Genomic DNA, 22,308 nt, shown 5'->3' on the forward strand with positions numbered 1-22,308 from the left:
GTGGCGTCGGCCTCACGGTCACGCCTGCTTCGGCAGGGTGAGAATCTCGGCTCCGTCGTCGGTGATGGCGATGGTGTGCTCGCTGTGGGCCGTCCGACAGCCTGTCGCGCTTCGGAGCGTCCACCCGTCGGCGTCGGTGACGAGCCTGGCGGTGTCCGCCATGACCCACGGTTCCAGGGCGAGCAGCAGCCCGGGGCGCAGCTTGTACCCGCGGCCGGGCCGCCCGGTGTTCGAGACGTGCGGGTCCTGGTGCATCGTCGATCCGATGCCATGACCTCCGAACTCGGTGTTGATCGGGTACCCCGCCTCGCTGAGGACCGTGCCGATGGCGTGGGAGATGTCGCCGACGCGGGCCCCGGGCCCGGCGGCGGCGATCCCCGCGGCCAGCGCGCGTTCGGTCGCACTGATCATCGCGACGCTCTCCGGGGGCTTCGTGTCGCCCACGATGAAGCTGATGGCGGCGTCCGCGGCGACTCCGCCCTTGGAGACGGCGAGGTCGAGGGTCAGCAGATCGCCGTCGGCGAGCGTGTAGTCGTACGGCCGTCCGTGGAGTACGGCGTCGTTGACGGCCGTGCAGATGTAGTGGCCGAACGGGCCGCGTCCGAAGGACGGCTCGTAGTCGACGTAACAGGACAGCGCCCCCGCCTCGGCGATCATTGTCTTGGTCCACCGGTCGATGTCCAGAAGGCTCGTGCCGACCGTGCTGCGGCTCTTCAGCGTCTGCAGGATGTCGGCGACCAGGGCGCCCGTGTCCCTTGCCCGGGCCAGGAGGGTGGGGTTCAGGATCTCGATCATGGGGTGTCCTTCTCATGCAACCAATAACTATACCGGCCATACTATACCGGTACTAGAATCGGAGTCATGGTCAGACTGCCGCTCACTCCCGCAGAGGTCGAACGCGGACGGCGCCTCGGCGCCCTCCTACGCCGGGCCAGGGGAGAGCGCTCGATGCTCGGGACCGCGCTCGACGCACGTGTCTCACCGGAGACCCTCCGGAAGATCGAGTCGGGCCGCGTGGCCACCCCCGCCTTCCCGACCATCGCGGCGATCGCCGAGGTCCTCGGCCTCTCCCTCGACGAGGTGTGGGCCGAGATCAGCCGGCCCGAACGCGATGCCGAACCGACCGGCCCCGGTCACGGCACCCGTGAGCGGATCGCCTCCTGAGCCTCGGTTCCGCGACCGCGCCGGCGGCGTCGGCCGGAGAGGAGCGCAGGCACGGCTTCCGGCCGACGCCCCCGGTCGGCGCGCCTCAGGGCCCGTTCCGCGGACCGCCCCGCCCGCCGGGAGGATCCGCGGAACGGGGCTCAGGCCACCAGGCCCGCGACGAGTTCCAGCTGCTCCAGGCGCAGCCGCAGGGTGGGGGTGACCAGGCCGACGACCAGGCCGGTCGCCCCCGCCTCGCGGTAGGCGGCCACCCGCTCGCGCAGCTTGCCCGGCGGACCGCACATCGTCATCGCGTCGACCAGCGCGTCGGGCAGCAGGGACATCGCCTCGCCCTGCCGCCCGGCCAGGAACGCCTCCTGCACCGCCTCGGCCTCCTTGCCGAACCCCAGGGTATGGGCCAGGCGGTTGTAGAAGTTGGTCCGGCGCGAGCCCATGCCCCCCAGGTAGAGGGCGAGCATGGGACGCATCATGTCGTAGGCCAGCTCCTCGTCCTCGTCCACCATGGTCAGGACCATCGGGACCACGTCGAAGCCGTCCAGGCTCCGGCCCGCCCGTTCGGCGCCCCGGCGCAGCTCGGCCGTGCGCTCGGCGAGGTGGCCGGGCGGGAAGTGGATGGCCAGCCAGCCGTCGGCCAGCTCACCGGCGAGGGCCGTCGTCCTGGGCCCCATGGCGGCCAGGTAGACGGGCAGCCGCTCCTGCACCGGGGACACCGCGAGCGAGAGCTCCTTGCCCTGGCCGCCGGGCAGCGGCAGCGTCATGGTCGGCCCGGAATGGCTCACCGGCCGTCCGGCCAGGGCGAGCCGCAGCACCGACAGGTAGTCGCGTGCCCGCTCCACCGGCCGGTCGAAGGGCTCGCCGTGCCAGCCCTCCACGACCTGGGGTCCGGAGACGCCCACGCCCAGCCGGGCCCGGCCGCCGGAGACCTGGTCGATCGTGGCGGCCGTCATCGCCGCGACCACCGGCTTGCGTCCCGACATCTGCAGCACGCCGGTGCCCAGGCCGATCCGCTCGGTACGGCCCGCGATCCAGGCCATGAGGCTCGCCGGGTCCGTGCCGTAGGTCTCGGCGGCCCACACCGAGTCGTACCCCAGCCGCTCGGCCTCGCGGACGAGGGCGAGGTGGTCGGCGGGGCCGAGCCCGGCCCCGCCCCAGTAGCTCATGCTGTAGCCCAGACGCATCCGATCTCCTCGGTGATGGCGGCGGCCAGCCGGTCGGGAGCCTCCTCGGCCAGCCAGTGGGAGGCGTCGAGCTCGCGCAGCGACGGCCGGTGGACGCTCTGCCTGCGCCAGCCGAGCAGCCCGCCCCGGGAGACCGAGCGGTCGCGCCCGCCGTACAGGACGGTGATGGGGACGGGCAGCGGCGGGGCGGGGACGTGCCGGTAGCCGGCGAGCATGCCGAAGTCGGCGCGGAGCGCGGGTTCGAGGATGGGCCTGAGCGCCTCGCGTTCGGCGACCTCGGCCGGGACCCCGCCGAGCTCGATCAGTTGCTCCCAGAACAGCCACGACGGCAGGGACGGCAACCTGCGCAGCAGGAGCGCGACGTCCGGCGCGGCGAAGGAGCCCACCAGCAGCCGCTCGGGCAGGATCGGGCGCTCCGCGGCCGGCCCCGGGGCGGACCCCGCCCGCGAGCCGGCGTCCGGCGACGGCCCGGAGGCAGGCCGCCCGATGCCCGGCGACGGCCCGGAGGCCGGCCGCCCGGGGGCCGGTGGCGGTCCGCCGGGTGCGGACAGCTCGGTCAGGCGGCGGCAGACCAGGTACGCCAGCAGCGCGCCGCTACAGTAGCCGAACAGCGCGTACGGCGGGCGCGCGGTCGTCAGCAGGTCGCGGGCCAGGTCCTCGACGAGCCCGTCGAGGTCGTCGCGGGGCGGCTCGGCCAGCCTGGCCTGCCTGCCCGGCAGGTTCACCGACCACACCTCGACCTCGGGTGGGAAGGCGGCGGCCGGCCCGGTGAGTGACGCCGGGCCTCCCCCGGCGTTGGGGAAGGCGTACAGCCGGACGCGGCCCTCGGGCCGCCCCCCGACCGGCACGAACCACGGTGCGGTCAACGGCCCGCTCCTTCCTCGGTCTCCCCGGCGGACGTCCCGGCCCGCCCGGTGAATGCCCCGGTCCGCCCGGCGAATGTTCCGGCGAACGCGGCCAGCCCGGCCGGGGTGGGGTGGTCGAAGATCGCGCGCACCCCGATCGGGTGCCCCACGAGCTCCTCCAGCGGGGCGATCAGCCGTACGGCGAGCACCGAGTGCCCCCCGCTGAGGAAGAAGTTGTCGTGCTCGCCGAGCCCGGGGCGACCGAGCGCCTCCCGCCAGAGCCGCAGGACCCCGTCCACCAGCCGTGAGCCCGTCGCGGCGGGCTCCGCCACCGGGTGCTCCTCCTCGGGCACGGTGAGACTCCGGTAGTCGATCTTTCCGTTGCCGGTCTCCGGGAAGCGGTCGACGAGCACGAACCCCGAGGGGACCGCGTAGTCGGGCAGGCGGGTCCGGGCGTGGCGCCACAGCTCCTCGCGCCAGGCCGCCGGGTCGGACGGCTCCCGCGCGGGCCGCACGAACGCCGTCATCGTGTCGCCGCGGACGACCACGGCGGCGGCCCCGACCGTCCCGTGGTCGTGCAGGACCGCCTCGACCTCGCCCAGCTCGATCCGGTGCCCGCGCAGCTTGACCTGCCGGTCGTCACGGCCGAGCAGTTCGAGGGTTCCGTCGTGCCGGAGCCTGGCCAGGTCGCCGGTGCGGTAGAAACGGCCGTGGCGGGGGTGCGCGCCGAATCGCTCGGCGGTCAGCTCGGGCCGGTTGACGTATCCCGCGGCGACCCCGTCGCCCGCCACGCACAGCTCCCCGGGGACCCCCGGCGGGGCCTCGCGCCCGTCGGCGTCCCGGACGAAGACCCGGGTGTTGGCGAGCGGCGCGCCGATCGGCACCGGATCGCGCGGGGCCTCCGCGATCTCGGCCGCGGTGGACCAGATGGTCGTCTCGGTGGGCCCGTAGACGTTGAACAGGCGGCAGCCCAGCGCCAGCAGGTCCCTGGCGAGCGCCGCCGGCAGGGGCTCCCCGCCGCACAGCACTGTCCGCCCGGCCAGCTCGCCGCCCGCCTCCGGTACGGCGAGCCGCCACGCCGTCGGCGTGGCCTGCACGACGCGCACGTCCCGCGCCACGACGAGGTCCAGGAGCCCGCGCGGCCGGAGCCGGTCGGCGTCGGAGGCGATGACCAGGGTGCCGCCGCCGGCCAGCGGCAGCAGCAGTTCCAGGGCCGAGATGTCGAAGGAGGGGGTGGTGGACCACAGCACCCGGGCCGCGGCGTCCGGCCCCAGCCGCTCGGCGAAGTCCAGGACGAGGTTGGCCAGGTTGCCGTGGGTCACGGCCACGCCCTTGGGCCGCCCGGTGGACCCCGAGGTGTAGATCACGTACGCGAGCGCGTCCCCGGCGGCCGGGGCTGAGACGGGCGCGGAGCCGGCGCCGGGTGGGGCGGAGCCGTACGGAACCGTCAGGACGGGTACCTCCCCCGCCCACGGGACCCCGGCGGGAGCGATCACCAGGCGGGCCCCGGCGTCCCGGACCTGGTAGGCCAGGCGCAACTCCGGGTGGCCCGGGTCCAGGGGCAGGTAGGCGGCTCCGGCCGCCCACACGCCGAGCACGGCCGCCACCAGCTCCACCGAGCGTCCGAGGCCGAGCGCCACGATGTCACCGGGCCCGACCCCGCGCGAGAGGAGCGCGTCCCTGACGCCCGCGGCGGCGTCCAGCAACTCCCCGTAGCGGACCTCCCGATCGCCGTCGACGACGGCGACGGCGTCCCCCCGATGGGCGGCGATCCGCTCCGGCAGCGCGGGCGGGCCGCTCCGGCGGCGGCCGGTGTCGTTCAGGCGGTCCAGCAGCGCCCGGTCCCCGGAGGAGAACGCCTCCAGGGCGCGCTGCGGCCGTTCGGGGTCCTCGGCCGCCTGCCGCAGCAGCGAGGCCATCCGTGCGACGAAAGCGGTGATCTCGGTCTCGTCGTGGACCTCCGTGCTGTGCCACACCCGGACGGTGAGCCGGTCCGGCTCGTGTACGGCGATGCACTGCAGGTCCAGGCGGCTGCGGTCGAAGAGGTCCTCGACGTATTCGGGCACGGAGCCCTGGATGCTCACCCGCTCGTCGGTCCACGGCCGGTAGTTGAACATGTGCCGGAAGAGCGGCACCCGCCAGTCGCCGGTACCGTGCCCGCGTTCTACGAGGACGGCCTCGACGGAGGCGTCGGCGTGCTCCACCCCTTCGAAGAAGGCGTCCTCCACCCTCCTGACCAGGGCCGCGAACCCCTCCCGCGGATCGGTCCGCACCCGCAGGGGCATCGTGCTGACGCCGTAGCCGACGTGGTCGCGTGTCGCGGCGGTCCTGGTGCTGACCGGCACGCCGACCACCATGTCGGGGCCGGCCCCGTGGCAGCGCAGGGCGAGCAGGAAGGCGCTGGTCAGCACCATGTTGTCGGTGGTGCGCAGCCGGGTCCGCAGGGTGTCCAGCGCCCGCCGGGTCGCCGCGTCCACCTCCCAGGAGCAGGTGTGCCCGGCGAACGTGGGCCGCACCGGAGAGGGCCGGCTGCCGGGCAGCAGCATGGCGGCCGGGTCGGCGCCCTCCAGCCGGTCGAGCCAGTAGCCGATCGACTCCCGCGACGCCCGGCCCGGCTCCAGCATCGGGGCGGGGCCCGCGAGCCCGGCGGGCAGCGGCGCCTGGCCCGTCTGGGCGTCGTAGAAGGCGCCCAGTTCCTCGACGAGGAACTGCATCGATGTCGCGTCGACCACGATGTGGTGGGCGACCAGGCAGACCACGCTTCCGCCGTCGTCCGGCAACGTGAAGTGGCCCGCCCGGAACAGCAGGTCCCCGGCGAGGTCGAAGGGCTCGTCCAGGAACGCCTGCAGGTCGGCGACCATCGTCTCCTCCGTGGTGGCCGCGCTCACCAGCGTGATCCGCGCGTCCTGCGGCGCGGTGAGGTGCCGGACCGGGGCTCCGTCCACCTCGGGGAACCGCAGGCGCAGGGCCGGGTGCCGCCGGAGGAGACGGTTGACGGCGTTCTGCAGGGGGAAGCGGCGCAGCGGCTCGCGGGTCCGGAACGCCACCGCCAGGTTGGAGACGCCGCTCCCGCCCGCCAGCTGCTCCAGCACCCAGAACGAGTACGGCACGGCCCCCGGCGGGCGCGGGGGCTCGACCGACTCCGGCAGCCCTTCGAGCCCGCCCGCCTTCCTCGCGGATCCTTCGGGCCCGCCTGTCTGCTCCGCCGGTCCTTCGACCCCACCGGCCCGCTCCGCCGGTCCTTCGAGACCACCGGTCCGCTTCGCAGGCCCTTCGAGGCCGCCCGCCTGTCCCGCCGGTCCTTCGGAGACCGTCTCCTCCGGGACGGGGTCGGAACCGCTGGGGACGGACAGCCGCTGAAAGGGGTGATCGGGGTCGAGCGCCTCCCAGTCGACCCGGCAGCCGAGCGTCCACAGCCGCGCGAGCGCCGTCACCAGGCCGTGCCGGTCGTCTCCGCAGTCGATCGCCGTCCCGCCCGGAGAGGACGCGGCCGGGCCGAGGACCAGGGTGGGTTCCCCGTCCGTCTCCGGCGTACCAGGGACGGGTGTCCTGCCGCCGGCCACCTCGCCGAACCCCGGCACCCCGTCCGTCCCCGCCGGGCCGGGGGCCGCGGCCCCGCCGCCGGCCACCCGGGCGACCGCCTCACCGATCTCCAGTCTCCCGGCGACGACGGCGGCCGCGATCTCCCCCGCGCCCTCCCCCGAGCCGGCTTCCGAGCAGGCGGCGGGCGTGACGCCCCAGCCGGTCAGGGTGGCCGCCAGCGAGCAGGTCACCGCGAAGGTGACCGGGGCGTCGTCCCGCTTCCCGGCGAGCCACTCGTCGTGGAGGTCGATCCCGTGCCGTTCGAACTCCTCCAGGCAGACGTCCATGGACTCGGTGAACAGCCGCTCCACCCCGTACAGGGCGGCGCCCAGCCGCCCGGTTCCGCCCGGCGGGAAGACGAAGCGCACCCCGGCGCCGTCCCGGACGGGTTCGGGGGCCGTGGCGGCGATGGTGAGGGCGCGCGCGGCCTCGGCCGCGGTCGAGCAGACGACCGCTCCCCGGAACGGATACGGCGTGCGGCCCCGCTGGAGCGTGGCGACGGCGTCGGCGAACCGTTCCTGGGGAAGCGACGCGAAGAAGCCGGCCAGGCTTCGCCGCACGGCGTCGGCCTCCTCCGCGGTGCGCCCGGACCAGACGACCACGCGGGGCCCGGCGGCGGACGACAGGAGGACCGGCGGAAGGCCCTCCCCCGCCACCGGGTGACCGGACGCGGAGTCCGTGTCGAGTACGGCGCGCACGGGATCGCCGTCGAGAAGCGCCTCCCCCAGCCTCCGCAGCGCGACCGCGCGGTCCGCCGGTCCCAGCCCGGCCAGGACGGCGCCCGCCCTGGTGACCGCCACGTCGCACCCGCCGGACAGCAGGGCCCGGCACGCGGCCTCCACGCTCTCGTGCAGGGCGAGGACGCCGGGGGGCCGCGCCGGGTCGTGCCCGGCGTCGCCCAGCGCGGCCTCGGCGGACGCCGTGGAGAGCGGTCCGCGCGGCCCCGTGCCGATCACCGCGATCGACCGGCGTCCCGTCACCGGGACGCTCCCGGCCCCCGGCGGATGCGGGCCCGGACGTCCCTTCGGCCGCCGCCGGACGGGCGGGGCCGCGAGGAGTCGTCTCCGGCCTGCTCCGAAGCTCCGCCCGCCGGGAAGCCGCCCGCCGGGGAGCCGGGTGCCGGGGCGCCGCGGAGATCCGGGGAGCCGGGCGTCGGGGAGCCGGCGGCCGGGCCTCCCGGCGCCGGGGCGTCGGCGCGGGTGCTTTCGACGAGGCGGCCGAGGGCCCGCGCGTTGGGACGGGTGAACATCGCGGTGACCGGAATGTCGATCTCGAATGTGCCGGTGATGTCCGCGTGCAGCTCGACCAGGGCCATCGAGTTGAGCCCGGCCTCGAAGAAGTTCTCGTCGGGGTCGACCGGCCGGCCGAGCCGGCTTTCGATCATCCCGGTGACCCGGTCGGCGATCGGAACGGGCCGTCCCGGGCGTCCCCGGACGTCCGCGGCACCTCTCGCGCCGCCGCCATGCTGTTCTCCCGGGTCCACCGGCCGACTGCCCTGGATCATCCGCAACCCTTCGCTCGGCGTCGGGCGCACCGCCGCGCGGGCGCCCTGTGCCGATCCTCTTGAAGGATTCAGGACACGACAAGACCGTATTTTTCGGCCTTTGTCATCCGGGACGCGACCGGGGCACCGGACCGCCGTCGTCCGGAGCCACGGCCAGGTTCCCGGGCCAACGTCATCCGGGGCGCGACCGGGTCACGGATCAACCTCGTTCGGGGCCATGGCCAGGTTCCCGGATCGACGTCGTCCGGGGACACGGCCGGGTTCCGGGATCAGTGTCGTCCGAGGATGCGGCCGGGTTCCCCGATCAGCGGTTCCCCGCGGAGAGGCCGATGCGGATCTCCTCGGCGGTGAGCCGGGCGAAGGCGTGGCCGAGTTCCTCCAGGCGGTGCCGGGGAAGCGCCGCGGCGAGGGCGGGGAGGATCCCCTCCTCCTCGGCGGCGAAGTGGCGGGTGATCATGTCGGCGAGGTCGTCCAGCTGCGGCTCGAAATCCGCGGCGGCGGGGGCGATGTCCAGCAGGTGGAGGAGCCTCTGCTCGGCGCGCTGGTGCTCGTCGACGGAGTGGCGGGCGTGTTCGGCCTCCCGCGGGTCCACCCTGGTGATCTCGGGGTAGACGATCTCCTCCTCGCCCCGGTCGTGGGCGACGAGCTTGGCGGCGAGTTCGACGAGCAGGGCGGGGCGGGCCGCCGGCTCCCGGCGAAGCCGGCCGAAGATCGCTCTGATGTCGCGATGATCCGCGATGATCATGCTGATGACGTCCCGTGCCATGATCCCCTCCTTCGTCCGGGGCCGACTACCCGGGAGGAGGGGGCCTACACCCGCCGCGCGGAGAATTCTCCGCGCGGCGGGCGCCGGGCCTGGTCAGGAGAGGTGCGAGACCGCGGCTCCGATGGTGTGGACGCGCAGGGCGTTGGTCGAGCCGGGCGAGCCGGGAGGCGATCCGGCGACGATGACGACCTTGTCGCCCTTCTCCAGGCGGGCGTGGGCCAGCAGGGCGGCCTCGACCTGGCGGACCATGTCGTCGGTGTGGTGGACGAACGGCACCTCGAACGTCTCGACGCCCCAGCTCAGCGCGAGCTGGCTGCGGACGTGCGGGGAGGAGGTGAAGGCCAGCAGCGGGATCGGCGAGCGGTAGCGGGCCAGGCGGCGGGCGGTCTCACCGGACATGGTGAAGGCGACCAGGGCCTTGGCGCCGACGATGGCGCCGACCTCGGCGGCGGCGCGGGCGATGGCGCCGCCGGTGGTCTCGGGCAGGCGGTCGAGGCTGTGGGTGGCCTTGAGGGCTCGCTTCTCGGCCGCGCTGGCGATGCGGCTCATGGTCTCGACGGCCTGGACCGGATACTGGCCGACCGAGGTCTCGCCGGAGAGCATGACCGCGTCGGTGCCGTCCATCACGGCGTAGGCGACGTCGGACGCCTCGGCACGGGTGGGCCGCGGAGAGCTGATCATGGAGTCGAGCATCTGGGTGGCGACGATGACCGGGCGGGCCTTCTCACGGCAGAGCTCGATGGCGCGCTGCTGGACGATCGGCACCTCTTCGAGGGGCAGCTCGACGCCGAGGTCGCCGCGGGCGACCATGATGCCGTCGAACGCCTCGACGATCTCGGGGAGCCGCTGGACGGCCTGCGGCTTCTCGATCTTGGCGAGCAGCGGGAGGCGGACGGCCTCCTGCTCCATGATGTTGCGCACCACGTCGGCGTCGGAGGGACGGCGGACGAAGGACAGCGCGATCATGTCGAAGCCGGTGCGCAGCGCCCAGCGCAGGTCGGTCTCGTCCTTGTCGGTGAGCGCGGGGGCGCTGACGTTGACGCCGGGGAGGTTGAGGCCCTTGTTGTCGGAGATCATGCCGCCGGTGACCACACGGGTGGTGACGCGGGGGCCGTCGATGCGGGTGACCTCGAGGTGGACCCGGCCGTCGTCGACGAGGATGCTGTCGCCCGGGCGGACGTCCTTGGGCAGGCCGAGGTAGGTGGTGGAGACCTGGTCCCGGTCGCCGGGGACCTCTTCGGTGGTGATGGTGAAGACGTCACCGAAGCCGAGGCGGATCGGCCCCTCCTCGAACTTGCCGACCCGGATCTTGGGGCCCTGGAGGTCGGCCAGCACGCCCACGCCGCGGCCGAGCTCGGCCGCGGCCTCCCGAACCCTGTCGTAGACCTCCTTGTGCAGCTCGTGGCTGCCGTGGCTGAGGTTGAAACGGGCCACGTCCATGCCGGCGGCGATGAGCTCACGCAGGCGTTCGGGTGAGGATGTGGCAGGGCCGAGGGTGCAGACGATTTTCGCGCGACGAGTCACGGTTCCCAGCCTAATTGGTACAGACCACCTGGTCGTTACATTGCCCGGAGCAGGCATGAAAAACTCGGTGGCCTCAACGCTACCGGCCGGGGGCGGGTATGGCGAACCGGCCTCCCCTCCCCCGCAGGTCACCCGCGGTCACCGCCGCGGGTCCCCGCGCGGCGGCCGTACGGCGTGCGCGACCGGCCGGGCACGCCGTACGGCCCGGGGCGCGAGCCGTACGGCCGGGGGTCAGGGCCGGACGGTGGCGGCCCTGGCGGCGTCGACGATGCCCCTGCCGTAGAAGCCGTTGCGGTCCCTGGTCCCCTCGCACGTCTGGGCGTCGCCGGCGCCCCCGGTGTGGTAGACGAAGCGGCGCGGCGAGGGGCAGGACCGCTTGGAGGCGGTGGCGTACAGCAGGCGCTGGACGTCGGCGGGCGGCATGGTGAGACCACCCTTCCCCGGTTTGCCGAAGCGGCTGATCAGGATGGCGGCGACGCCGGTGGCGTGCGGGGCGGCCATGGAGGTGCCGGCGAGGTACTGGTAATAGGCGCAGGTGCCGCCGTGGCAGTCGCGGATGACGGAGGGGGAGGTGGGCCGGCCGTCACGGGAGATCAGGCCCTGGGCGCGGAGGGCGTGCTCGGGGGCGGCGGCCAGGATGGTCCTGGTCTCGTCGATGCCGCGGCCGTCGAGTTCGTCGCCGCCGGGCGCGGCGAGGTCGGTCTGCTCGACGCCGTAGTCGGAGTAGTAGGCCTTGCGCTTGCTGGGGCCGAGGGCCGCGACGGAGATGACGCCCTTCGACTCGGCCGGGACGTTCAGGCAGGAGTTGTCGATCCGGCGGGTGCGCTGCGCATCGGCGGGGTAGTCGGGGCTCTCGGTGTCGGTCCGGGGCCTGCCGAGGTCGGTGGACTCGTTGCCGAGGGCGCTGATGAGGGTGACGCCGCGCTTGCGGGCGTAGTCGAGGGCGCGCTGCATGCCGGTGATGACGCCGCGCTGTTCGAGCTGCTCGGCCTTGGAGTCGGCGGGGTTGGCGCGGCAGTTGAACAGCCAGGGGTCGATGTAGTAGCTCATGTTGACCACGTCGATCCCGGCGTCGGCGGCGTAGGTGAGGGCGTCGAGGCTGGGCTTGAGGAAGAACAGCCCGGAGTCCTGACCGGCGCGCAGGTTGACGAGGGTGACGCCGGGGGCGACGCCGGCGACGCCGAGCCCGTTGACGGGCGAGGCGATCGTGCTGGCCACGTGGGTGCCGTGGCCGTCGTCGTCCCAGTCGACGGGGTCCTTGCAGCCGGTGAACTCGCAGGGGCCGTCGAGGGTCGCGCCGGTGGAGTCCTTGGGCCGGTCGGTGACGAAGTTGCGGCTGAGGGCGCGGTCGAAGTTGGGGGCGATGTCGGGGTGCTTGCCGTCGATGCCGGTGTCGATGACGCCGACGAGCACCTTCCTGCTGCCCGGTGCGGTGGCGTGGGAGCCGGTGGCGGTGGCGCCGATCATCTTCATGTCCCACTGGCGGGAGGCCAGCGGCTCGGCGGCGGGCGCGGCCCGGCCGGTGCGCGAGGCGGGCTGCGTGATCAGGCCGATGCGCGAGGCGGACCGCGCGGCCCGGCCGGCGTGACCGGTGCGGGAGGCGGCACCGGCGGTGTGGCCCGCGCCGCCGGTCCGGGAGTCGCGGGGAGCGCGGGGGCCGGTGGCCGCGAAGGCGGAGGCGGAGGCGCCGGCCGGGAGGGCCGGGGCGGACGCCGCGAAGCCGATGGCGCGGTCGGAGGAGACGCCCGCGACGGCGCCGCTGGCGGCCAGGCGTTCGACGAAGCGGTCGCCGGGGCCCCGGGCGGCGACGTAGCCGAGCCTGGGCTCGGTGGCCGTCGCGGTGCCGCCGGCCGCGCCGATCGCGGCGACCGCCCGGTCGTGCCCGCCGCCGGGGTAGAAGACGAGGTAGTCGCGGAGCCGTCCGGTCTCGGCCGACGAGGCGCCGGGTGGTCCGCCCACCGCGAGAGTGCTCGCCAGGGCGACCACCGCCGTCACGCCCGACAGGTTCCTGCTCCAGCGACTCATCCGATCCCCTCCACGGCTGTCCGGACCAAGGGGCCATCCTTCCCGGTATTCGACCACTCAGGCAACGCGGGCGTCGTTCCCACGGGTCTTTTCGATATGGCGGGGAGGCTCCGGAGGCCCAGGCCGGGCCGGGTTCCGGGAGGGGCGGGGTAGGGTCCCGGAAGAAAATGATCCAGGAGGCGACATGGACATCGTGAACCCCGCCGTCAACGACTACGTGCTGGCCCACTCCACCCCGGCCGACGACGTGCTGCGGGATCTGGCGGCCGAGACGCGGAAGGCGTTCTCCGACTTCACGAGCATGCAGATCACGCAGGACGAGGGCGCGTTCCTGACCATGCTGGTCCGGCTGGTGGGGGCGCGGCGGGCCGTCGAGGTGGGGGTGTTCACCGGATACTCGTCGATCTGCATCGCCCGCGGACTGCCCGCGGACGGGCGGCTGCTGGCCTGCGACGTCAGCGAGGAGTGGACCTCGGTGGCCCGGCGCTACTGGGAGCGGGCGGGCGTGGCGGACCGGATCGACCTGCGGATCGCCCCGGCGCTGGAGACGCTCCGGGCGCTGCCGGCGGACCCGGTGATCGACTTCGCGTTCATCGACGCCGACAAGGTGAGCTACCCCTCGTACTACGAGGAGCTGGTCACCCGGCTGCGGCCGGGCGGCCTGATCGTGCTGGACAACGTGCTGCGTTCGGGCCGGGTGCTGGACGAGTCCTTCCAGGAGGAGCCGGACGTCGTGATGCGCCGGATGAACGACATCGTGGTGGCCGACGACCGCGTCGAGTCGGTGATGCTGCCGATGCGCGACGGCGTGACGCTCGCCCGGCGGCGCTGAGCGCGGCCCCGCGCGGCAAGGGCGGGCAAGGACTCCGAATCGAGCCCCGACCCCGATGACGGCGCGGCCCCGCGCGGGAAGGGCGGGCACACGCGGGAGGGGCGGGCACACGCGGGAAGGGCGGGCACGGTCCGCTCCCGGCGCGGTCTCCCGGACGCGGCGGAGGCCACGCGCCCCGGTGCGGGACGCGCGGCCTCCGCGGCGCCGTGTGGCCCGCGCCGGAGGTTCCCGGCGCGGACGTCAGACCAGCGGGCGGGCGGTCGGCGGGATCGCCCTGGGCAGGGCCGTGTCGCCGGTGAGGTAGCGGTCGACGGCCGAGGCGGCCGAGCGGCCCTCGGCGATCGCCCACACGATCAGCGACTGGCCGCGGCCCATGTCGCCGGCGACGAACACGCCGTCCACCTTGGACATGTAGGAGGTGTCGCGGGCGACGTTGCCGCGGGCGTCGAAGAAGCCCTCGCCGCCGTCCTCGGCCAGGTCGGACAGCAGGGACCCCTTCTCCGGGCCGAGGAAGCCCATGGCCAGCGTGACGAGCTGGGCCGGGATCTCCCGCTCGGTGCCGGGGATCGGCGCGAAGCCGCTCGCCGGGCCCTCGACGTCGACCAGGCGCAGCGCCCTGATGTTCCCGTCGCCGTCGCCGACGAACTCGGTGGTGGAGGCGGCGTAGACGCGGGTGCCGCCGCCCTCGGTGAGCTCCTCGTGGGCGCTCTCCATCTTGAACAGGATGGGGTAGGTGGGCCACGGCTGGCTGCCGGGGCGCTCCGCCGGGGGCCTGGGCATGATCTCCAGCTGGGTGACCGATGCGGCGCCCTGGCGGATCGCGGTGCCGATGCAGTCGGCGCCGGTGTCACCGCCGCCGATCACGACGACGTGCTTGCCCGCGGCGTCGATCGCCGGGGCCCGCAGGTCGCCCTCCTGGACCCGGTTGGCCTCGGGGAGGTACTCCATCGCCTGGTGGACGCCGCCCAGGTCGCGGCCGGCGACCGGCAGGTCTCGCCACAGGGTGGCGCCGCCGGCCAGGACGACGGCGTCGAACTCCTCGCGCAGCTGCGCCGCGGTGACGTCGACGCCGACGTCGACGCCGGTGCGGAACTCGGTCCCCTCGGCCCGCATCTGCTCCAGGCGGCGTTCGATGTGGCGCTTCTCCATCTTGAACTCGGGGATGCCGTAGCGCAGCAGGCCGCCGATCCGGTCGGCGCGCTCGAAGACCACGACGTCGTGCCCGGCCCGGGTGAGCTGCTGGGCGGCGGCCAGTCCGGCGGGGCCGGAGCCGACGACCGCGACACGCCTGCCGGTGCGGGCGGCCGGAGGCGCGGGGGCGACCCAGCCCTCGGCGAAGGCGCGGTCGATGATCTCGACCTCGACCCGCTTGATGGTGACGGGGTCCGAGTTGATGCCGAGCACGCACGCCGACTCGCACGGGGCGGGGCACAGGCGGCCGGTGAACTCGGGGAAGTTGTTGGTCGCGTGCAGCCGTTCGGCGGCCTCCCGCCAGTCGTCGCGGTAGACCAGGTCGTTCCACTCGGGAACGAGGTTGCCCAGAGGGCAGCCGTTGTGGCAGAACGGGATGCCGCAGTCCATGCAGCGTGAGGCCTGCCTGGTCAGCGCGGGCCGCGGGAAGTCCTGGTAGACCTCCTTCCAGTCGCGGATGCGCACGTCCACCGGGCGGCGGGCCGGCAGCTCGCGCCCGTGCGTGAGGAAACCCTTCGGGTCGGCCATCGGTTACGCCCCCTTCTATCCCTGTACGGCGGCCGCCATGACGGCCTCGTCGATGTCTCGTCCTTCGAGCCGGGCGGCCTCGGCGGCCGTCAGGACCCGCTTGTAGTCGGTCGGCATGATCTTGCTGAACCGGCCGGGGTCCCAGTCGGCGAGCAGGGCCCTGGCGACCGTGGAGCCGGTCTCGGCCAGGTGCCGCTCCAGGAGCCCGCGCAGCTCATCGGCGTCGTCGTCGCCGAGCGCCTCGATCTCCACCATCTCCCGGTTGACGCGGGCGGCGTCGAGGTCGAGCAGGTAGGCGACGCCGCCGGACATGCCGGCCGCGAAGTTGCGGCCGGTGGGCCCGAGGACGACGACCCGGCCGCCGGTCATGTACTCGCAGCCGTGGTCGCCGACGCCCTCGACGACCGCGGTGGCGCCGGAGTTGCGGACGCAGAACCGTTCGCCGGCCACGCCGCGGACGAACATCTCGCCGGAGGTCGCGCCGTACAGGGCGACGTTGCCGGCGATGATGTGGCCCTCCAGCGGGGCCTCCTCGTGCGGCCGCAGCGTGACGCGGCCGCCGGACAGGCCCTTGCCGGCGTAGTCGTTGGTGTCGCCGGTGAGGCGCAGCGTGACGCCGCGGGGCAGGAAGGCCCCGAAGGAGTTGCCGGCCGAGCCGGTGAAGCGGATGTCGACGGTGTCGTCGGGCAGGCCGGCGCCGCCGTACCGCCTGGTCACCTCGTGGCCGAGCATGGTGCCGACCGTACGGTTGACGTTGCGGATGGGCAGTTCCAGCGTGACGGGGCGGCCGTCGTTCAGCGCGCCCTCGGCGAGCTGGATCAGGGTGTTGTCCAGGGCGGCGGCGAGCCCGTGGTCCTGCTCGCGGACGCGGCGCAGCGCGGCTCCGCCGGGCAGTTCCGGGCGGTGCAGGATCGGCGACAGGTCCAGGCCCGCGGCCTTCCAGTGGTCCTCCGCCGAGGCGGTGTCCAGCAGCTCGGCGTGGCCGACGGCCTCCTCCAGGCTGCGGAACCCCAGGGCGGCGAGGTACTCGCGGATCTCCTCGGCGATGAACTCGAAGAAGTTGACCACGAACTCGGGCCGGCCGGAGAAGCGCTTGCGCAGCTCGGGGTTCTGGGTGGCGACGCCGACCGGGCAGGTGTCGAGATGGCAGACGCGCATCATCACGCAGCCGGAGACGACCAGCGGGGCGGTGGCGAAGCCGTACTCCTCGGCGCCGAGCAGCGCGGCGATGACCACGTCGCGGCCGGTCTTGAGCTGGCCGTCGACCTGGACGACGATGCGGTCGCGCAGGCCGTTGAGCAGCAGCGTCTGCTGGGTCTCGGCCAGGCCGAGCTCCCAGGGGGCGCCGGCGTGCTTGAGCGAGGTCAGCGGGGAGGCGCCGGTGCCGCCGTCGTGGCCGGAGATCAGCACGACGTCGGCGTGGGCCTTGGACACGCCCGCCGCGACCGTGCCGACGCCGACCTCGGCGACGAGCTTGACGTGCACGCGCGCCGCGGGGTTGGCGTTCTTCAGGTCGTGGATGAGCTGGGCGAGGTCCTCGATGGAGTAGATGTCGTGGTGCGGCGGCGGCGAGATGAGGCCGACGCCGGGGGTGGAGTGCCGGGTCTTGGCGATCCACGGGTAGACCTTGTGGCCCGGGAGCTGGCCGCCCTCGCCGGGCTTGGCGCCCTGGGCCATCTTGATCTGGATGTCGTCGGCGTTGACGAGGTACTCGGAGGTCACGCCGAACCGGCCGGAGGCGACCTGCTTGATGGCCGAGCGGCGCTCGGGGTCGCGCAGCCGCTCGGGGTCCTCGCCGCCCTCGCCGGTGTTGGACTTGCCGCCCAGGCGGTTCATCGCGATGGCGAGGGTCTCGTGGGCCTCCATCGAGATGGAGCCGTAGGACATGGCGCCGGTGGAGAACCGCTTGACGATCTCGGAGACCGGCTCGACCTCCTCGATCGGGACCGGCTCGCGGATGCCCTCGCGGAGCCGGAACAGGCCGCGCAGCGTCATGAGCCTCTCGGCCTGGGAGTCCACCATGGAGGTGTACTCCTTGAAGATCTCGTAGCGGCGCGAGCGGGTGGCGTGCTGCAGCTTGAAGACGGTCTCGGGGTTGAACAGGTGCGGCTCGCCCTCGCGGCGCCACTGGTACTCCCCGCCGACCTCCAGGCGGCGGTGGGCGTTGTCCACGCGCGGGTGGGCGCGGCGGTGGCGCCGCGCGACCTCCTCGGCGAGGACGTCGAAGCCGACGCCGCCCAGGCGGGAGGTGGTCCCGGCGAAGCAGGTGTCGATGACCTCGGCGCCGAGGCCGAGGGCCTCGAAGATCTGCGCGCCGGTGTAGGAGGCGACGGTGGACACCCCCATCTTGGACATGACCTTCAGGACGCCCTTGCCGTACGCCTTGATGAGGTTGCGCACGGCCTTGGCGGGGTCGCCGGCGAGCGCGCCGGTGGCGACCATGTCCTCGACGGTCTCGATGGCGAGGTAGGGGTTGACCGCGCCGGCGCCGTAGCCGATGAGCAGCGCCATGTGGTGGGCCTCGCGGGCCTCGCCGGTCTCGATGACCAGGCCGACCCGGGTGCGGGTCTTCTCGGCGATGAGGTGGTGGTGGACCGCGCCGGTGAGCAGCAGCGACGGGATCGGCGCGAGGGTCTCCGTGGAGCCGCGGTCGGACAGCACGATGACGCGGGCGCCGCCCTCGATCGCGGCGGAGACCTCGGCGCGGATCTCGTCCAGGCGGCGCAGCAGCGCCTCTCCCCCGCCGGCGACCTCGTACAGGCCGGAGACGACGTGCGGGTGGAAGCCGGGCAGCGCGCCCTCGTCGTTGATGTGGATGATCTTCGCGAGCTCGTCGTTGTCGATCACCGGGTACGGCAGGACGAGCTGGCGGCAGGAGGCCGGTCCGGGCTCCAGCAGGTTGCCCTCGGGGCCGAGGGTGCTGGACAGGGAGGTGACGAGCTCCTCGCGGATGGCGTCCAGCGGCGGGTTGGTGACCTGCGCGAACAGCTGGCTGAAGTAGTCGAACAGCAGCCGGGGCTTCTCGCTCAGCACCGCGACCGGGGTGTCGGTGCCCATCGAGCCGATCGGCTCGGCGCCGGCCCTGGCCATCGGGGCCAGGATGATCCGCAGCTCCTCCTCGGTGTAGCCGAAGGTCTGCTGGCGCCTGACCAGCGCGCCGTGGCTGGGGATCTCGCGGGAGCGGGCGGGCAGTTCCTCGAAGCGGACCAGCCCGGCGTGCAGCCACTCGGCGTAGGGCAGCTCGGCGGCCAGCTCCGCCTTGATCTCGTCGTCCTCGATGATCTTGCCGCGGGCGGTGTCGACGAGGAACATCCGGCCGGGCTGCAGGCGGCCCTTGCGGACCACGTCCTGCGGCGGGATGTCGAGCACGCCGGCCTCGGAGGCGAGCACGACGAGGCCGTCGGCGGTGACCCAGAACCGGCCGGGACGCAGGCCGTTGCGGTCGAGGACCGCGCCGACCAGGGTGCCGTCGGAGAAGGTGATCGAGGCGGGGCCGTCCCACGCCTCCATGAGGGTGGAGTGGAACTCGTAGAAGGCCCGCCGCGCGGGGTCCATCTCGGTGTGGTTCTCCCACGCCTCGGGGATCATCATCAGCACCGCGTGCGGCAGCGAGCGCCCGGTGAGGTGGAGCAGCTCCAGCGTCTCGTCGAAGGAGGCGGTGTCGGAGCCGTCGGGGTCGCAGATCGGGAAGAGCCGCGACAGGTCGCCCGGGATCGCGGCGGTCTCCAGCATGGCCTCGCGGGCCCGCATCCAGTTGCGGTTGCCCCGGACCGTGTTGATCTCGCCGTTGTGGGCGACGTAGCGGTAGGGGTGGGCCAGCGGCCACGACGGGAAGGTGTTGGTCGAGAAGCGCGAGTGGACCAGCGAGATCGCGGTCTCGTAGCGCTCGTCGGTCAGGTCGGGGAAGAACCGCTCGACCTGGCCGGGGGTGAGCATGCCCTTGTAGACGATCGTCCGGGAGCTCAGCGAGGGGAAGTAGACGTCCGCCTCGTGCTCGGCCCGCTTGCGCAGGCAGAAGGCGAGCCGGTCCAGCTCCAGGCCGCGCCGACCTTCGGCGGAGGCGACGAAGAGCTGCCGGAAGGACGGCATCACCGCGCGGGCGCTGGGCCCGGGCAGCGACGGGTCGGTCGGCACGTCGCGCCAGCCGAGGACGGTCAGCCCCTCCTCCGCGGCGATCTCCTCGATCAGCCGCACGGCGGTGTCGCGGGCCTCGGGAGCGGCGGGCAGGAAGGCGGTGCCGGCGGCGTAGGAGCCCGCCTCGGGGAGCGGGAAACCGGTCACGGCGCGCAGGAACGCGTCGGGGATCTGGGTGAGGATCCCGGCTCCGTCGCCGGTGTCCGGCTCACTCCCCTGGGCCCCGCGGTGGTCGAGGTTGCACAGGGCGGTCAGGGCCTTGACGACGATGTCGTGGCTGCGGCGCCCGGCCACGTCGGCGACCATGGCGACCCCGCAGGCGTCGTGCTCGTGCTCGGGGTGGTACAGGCCCTGGGGCTCGGGGAAGCCGAAGTGGGCAGCAGGCATTGAATCCCTCCCGTCGTCTCACTGCTCTGGATCAAGCAAGGGACGACGTTGGCCCTGCTGCGTAGTGTTTCGACATTACAGTACCCCGTCCAAAACACGGCCATCCTGTCCACATAGTGACCATTTGACAGATGTTTTACGGTTTTCCGCCCTTTATGGTGGCTCTCCGCTCCCGCGGGCGGTGACGGGCGGATGGCGCGCGGATTACGGTCCCGTGCCGCGTACGGCGGCGCGGGACGCCCCGCCGTACGCCTCTAGGGTTGAGCCATGGAAGGGATCGAAGACCTCATCGCACGGGCCGGCGTGGACGGCAGGCGGCCGCGGGCGGTGCTCGCGGCGCTGGCCGGGGGCCGCTGGTGGACGCTGGCCGACCTGGTCCGTGAGACGGCGACGTCCCGGCGGACCGTCGAGGCGCTGCTGCGCGAGGTCGAACTGGAGCGCTCCGGCGACCGGTTCCGGCTGACGCGCCCGCCGTCCGGGATCGCCGGGATCGCCGGCGTCACCAGGGAGGCCGCGCCGGCCGACCCGGTGGCCCACCTGCTGCCCGGCCACGCCGACCTGGTCGCGACGATGGAGGAGCTGATCGCCCGGGCGCCGCGCGGCCGCCAGGCGCTCGACCACGTCGCCGCGACCGCCGACACCGTGGTCCGGCGGGCGCTGCTGATGAACGCCAGGTTCTGGCTGGACGGCGCGCGGCTGCTGTGCGTGGGCGACCACGACCTGACCTCGCTGGCGACCGCGCTGCTGCACCCGGGCGTCGAGATCACCGTCGTGGACATCGACGAGCGCATCCTGGACCACATCTCCGGCCACGCCGAACGGCTCGGCCTGTCCGTCCGGACCCGCTGGGCCGACCTGCGCCTGGGCCTGCCCGCCTCGGCGCACGCCTGGGCCGACCTGGCGATCACCGACCCGCCCTACACCCCTGAGGGGATCGGCCTGTTCACCGCGCGCGCCGTGCAGGGACTGCGCGACCGCGAGCAGGGCCGCGTCCTGCTGGCGTACGGCGCGAGCGAGCGCACCCCAGCCCTGGCTTGGAAGGTCCAGCACGCCCTGTCCCAGCTCAACCTCGTCAGCGAAGCGATCTACCCGGACTTCAACCGCTACTTCGGCGCCGAGGCCATCGGCTCGGCCGCCGACCTGTACGTCCTGCGGCCCACCACCAAGACCTGGCCCGCCGTGGCGGCCCGCGTCGACGGTCTCAGCGCCGCGATCTACACCCACGGTCCCCAGTCGGTCGAGTCGGCGAAACCGGCCGGTCCGGCCGCGCGGACCGCCGCGCCGGACCCCGGGGAGGCGCCCGAGGTGCTGGTCGGCGAGTGGCCCAAGGACGTCCTCCCCCGGGTGCAGCGCACGCGGCTGGCCACCTGGCTGGCCAAGCCGCACGCCGGCGACCCGCGCCGCGTGGCGATCGCCGTACCCGCCGGGATGGAGGCGGCGCTCCCCCGGCTGCTGCTGGCCACCCGCGCCCGCGAGGTGCGGGTCACGCTCGCCGAGCCGCCCGGCGGCCTGCCCGGCGCGCCGCTGACGTCCCTGTACGAACTGTCCGCCGAGGGCCCCGTCGTGCGCGCCGTACGGCTGGCGGCCCCGGAGACGGACGAGGGGCGCGTCCTGCGGCACATCCTGGACAACGCCCACGGCAAGCTCGCCAACACCTGGCGCGAGGGCCTCATCCGGATCCGGGACGGCCTGACCAAGAGGCAGGCCAGGGCCCTGGTGGAGGCCGCCGCGCCGTGGGCGGGCGAGGTGACCGTCCTTGAGCTGCCCGCCGGCCGCCTCGCCGAACTGCCGGCCGCGGTGCGGGCGTCGGTGCGGGCGGCGGAGGAGGCCGGCGCGGGCGTCAGCGTGTCAGGCGACGCTGGACGGCCAGGCTGAGGCTGTCGAGCGCCACCTGCGGGTAGGTCAGGTCCACCCGGCCCCCGCCGCCCACCGGGCCGACCCAGCTCACGGTGACGTAGTGCCCCAGGGCCCGCACCTGCGCCCAGCTCCGCGCGGCGCCGAAGCCGGCCGGGGCTCCGGGAGCGAGGCGCACGAAACCGCCGCCGTCCCGGGGACCGGAGAACGCCCGCACCAGCCGGTCGGCGGCGGCCGCGTCGGCCAGGTTGAAGATGACGAACTGCCCGAAGACCCGGCCGTCGGCGGTGGCGTAGCGGGCGCGCAGCGCCTGGCCGCACCCGGCGACCGCCTCCTCGGCGTCCCCCCACACCGCCGCGGCGCAGTCGGTGAGCGTCTCGGTGCCCTGGCGGGCGAGGGTGGCCCCGCCCGCGGCCACCGACCCGGTGGGGAAGACCTCGCCGACGGTCAGCGGGGCGGGGTCGGCGGCGCGGGTGGCGATCGGCGCGTAGATGGCGCTGGTCGTCTCGCTGCGCAGGGTCGCCGGCCGAGGGAGGTCTCCGCCTCGCAGCCACAGGAAGGCCGCCGCCCCCGCGGCGACGACCGGAACGGCGACGGCCGCGGCGATCCACTTGCGCATGACGCACCAGCCTACTGGGACGCGGGGGACGCCCGGGGCCGGAGCGCCGATCCGGGCCGCCGGGACGTGCGCGGACGCGCCCCGGCCGGGGCCGCCGGACCGGGGACGTCCCGCCCGGAACGTCTCGGGCGGAGACGTCCCGGGCGGGGTGTCCCGGACCGGGGATGTCCCGGGC

General features: G+C 74.1%; 14 protein-coding genes. 3 read left to right on the plus strand and 11 right to left on the minus strand.

Features of this window, described 5'->3' with window-relative positions; genetic code table 11:
* Positions 1-18 precede the first annotated feature (18 nt).
* Positions 19-795 carry a type I methionyl aminopeptidase gene (gene map, locus HDA43_RS03935; RefSeq protein ID WP_179818340.1) on the minus strand — a complete coding sequence of 259 codons (777 nt, stop codon included), beginning with the start codon at positions 793-795 and terminating at the stop codon, positions 19-21.
* A gap of 66 nt (positions 796-861) precedes the next feature.
* Between map and HDA43_RS03940 the strand changes: the two genes are divergently transcribed.
* Positions 862-1,164 (plus strand): helix-turn-helix domain-containing protein, encoded by a 303-nt coding sequence (locus HDA43_RS03940; protein WP_179818341.1) that lies wholly within the window; start codon positions 862-864, stop codon positions 1,162-1,164.
* A gap of 140 nt (positions 1,165-1,304) precedes the next feature.
* Here the strand turns inward: HDA43_RS03940 and HDA43_RS03945 are convergent, their stop codons facing one another.
* From HDA43_RS03945 to HDA43_RS03975, 7 genes are all read right to left on the minus strand, one after another.
* Entirely contained in the window at positions 1,305-2,342 is a 1,038-nt protein-coding gene (locus HDA43_RS03945) for an LLM class F420-dependent oxidoreductase (protein ID WP_179818342.1), read from the minus strand.
* On the minus strand, positions 2,321-3,208 hold the full coding sequence (locus tag HDA43_RS03950; RefSeq protein ID WP_179818343.1) for a thioesterase II family protein: 888 nt from the start codon (positions 3,206-3,208) through the stop codon (positions 2,321-2,323). Before HDA43_RS03950 ends, HDA43_RS03945 begins: the two co-directional genes overlap by 22 nt.
* Entirely contained in the window at positions 3,205-7,749 is a 4,545-nt protein-coding gene (locus HDA43_RS03955) for a non-ribosomal peptide synthetase (RefSeq protein ID WP_179818344.1), read from the minus strand. Before HDA43_RS03955 ends, HDA43_RS03950 begins: the two co-directional genes overlap by 4 nt.
* Complete coding sequence (locus HDA43_RS03960; protein ID WP_281395015.1) at positions 7,746-8,273, minus strand: acyl carrier protein; 528 nt, start codon at positions 8,271-8,273, stop codon at positions 7,746-7,748. Before HDA43_RS03960 ends, HDA43_RS03955 begins: the two co-directional genes overlap by 4 nt.
* A 304-nt stretch (positions 8,274-8,577) precedes the next feature.
* Complete coding sequence (locus tag HDA43_RS03965; RefSeq protein ID WP_179818346.1) at positions 8,578-9,039, minus strand: hemerythrin domain-containing protein; 462 nt, start codon at positions 9,037-9,039, stop codon at positions 8,578-8,580.
* 93 nt (positions 9,040-9,132) lie between these two features.
* Positions 9,133-10,563, minus strand: coding sequence for a pyruvate kinase (gene pyk, locus HDA43_RS03970; protein WP_179818347.1), 1,431 nt, complete (start codon positions 10,561-10,563; stop codon positions 9,133-9,135).
* Positions 10,564-10,794: 231 nt separating this feature from the next.
* Positions 10,795-12,588 carry a S8 family peptidase gene (locus HDA43_RS03975; protein ID WP_179818348.1) on the minus strand — a complete coding sequence of 598 codons (1,794 nt, stop codon included), beginning with the start codon at positions 12,586-12,588 and terminating at the stop codon, positions 10,795-10,797.
* 184 nt (positions 12,589-12,772) lie between these two features.
* Here HDA43_RS03975 and HDA43_RS03980 point away from each other — a divergent pair, with 184 nt between their 5' ends.
* Complete coding sequence (locus tag HDA43_RS03980; RefSeq protein WP_179818349.1) at positions 12,773-13,420, plus strand: O-methyltransferase; 648 nt, start codon at positions 12,773-12,775, stop codon at positions 13,418-13,420.
* Positions 13,421-13,660: 240 nt separating this feature from the next.
* Here the strand turns inward: HDA43_RS03980 and HDA43_RS03985 are convergent, their stop codons facing one another.
* Together HDA43_RS03985 and gltB are read right to left on the minus strand one after the other, a co-directional pair.
* Complete coding sequence (locus HDA43_RS03985) at positions 13,661-15,139, minus strand: glutamate synthase subunit beta (RefSeq protein ID WP_179818350.1); 1,479 nt, start codon at positions 15,137-15,139, stop codon at positions 13,661-13,663.
* A gap of 15 nt (positions 15,140-15,154) precedes the next feature.
* On the minus strand, positions 15,155-19,660 hold the full coding sequence (gene gltB, locus HDA43_RS03990) for a glutamate synthase large subunit (protein WP_179818351.1): 4,506 nt from the start codon (positions 19,658-19,660) through the stop codon (positions 15,155-15,157).
* A 267-nt stretch (positions 19,661-19,927) separates the two neighbouring features.
* Here gltB and HDA43_RS03995 point away from each other — a divergent pair, with 267 nt between their 5' ends.
* Complete coding sequence (locus HDA43_RS03995; RefSeq protein WP_179818352.1) at positions 19,928-21,535, plus strand: bis-aminopropyl spermidine synthase family protein; 1,608 nt, start codon at positions 19,928-19,930, stop codon at positions 21,533-21,535.
* Here HDA43_RS03995 and HDA43_RS04000 read toward each other — a convergent pair.
* Positions 21,501-22,133, minus strand: coding sequence for a hypothetical protein (locus tag HDA43_RS04000; protein ID WP_179818353.1), 633 nt, complete (start codon positions 22,131-22,133; stop codon positions 21,501-21,503). The two genes, HDA43_RS03995 and HDA43_RS04000, sit on opposite strands and share 35 nt — an antisense overlap.
* Positions 22,134-22,308 lie beyond the last annotated feature (175 nt).

The organism is Streptosporangium sandarakinum, from assembly GCF_013409935.1.
In the GTDB taxonomy this organism is placed as follows: domain Bacteria; phylum Actinomycetota; class Actinomycetes; order Streptosporangiales; family Streptosporangiaceae; genus Streptosporangium; species Streptosporangium nondiastaticum.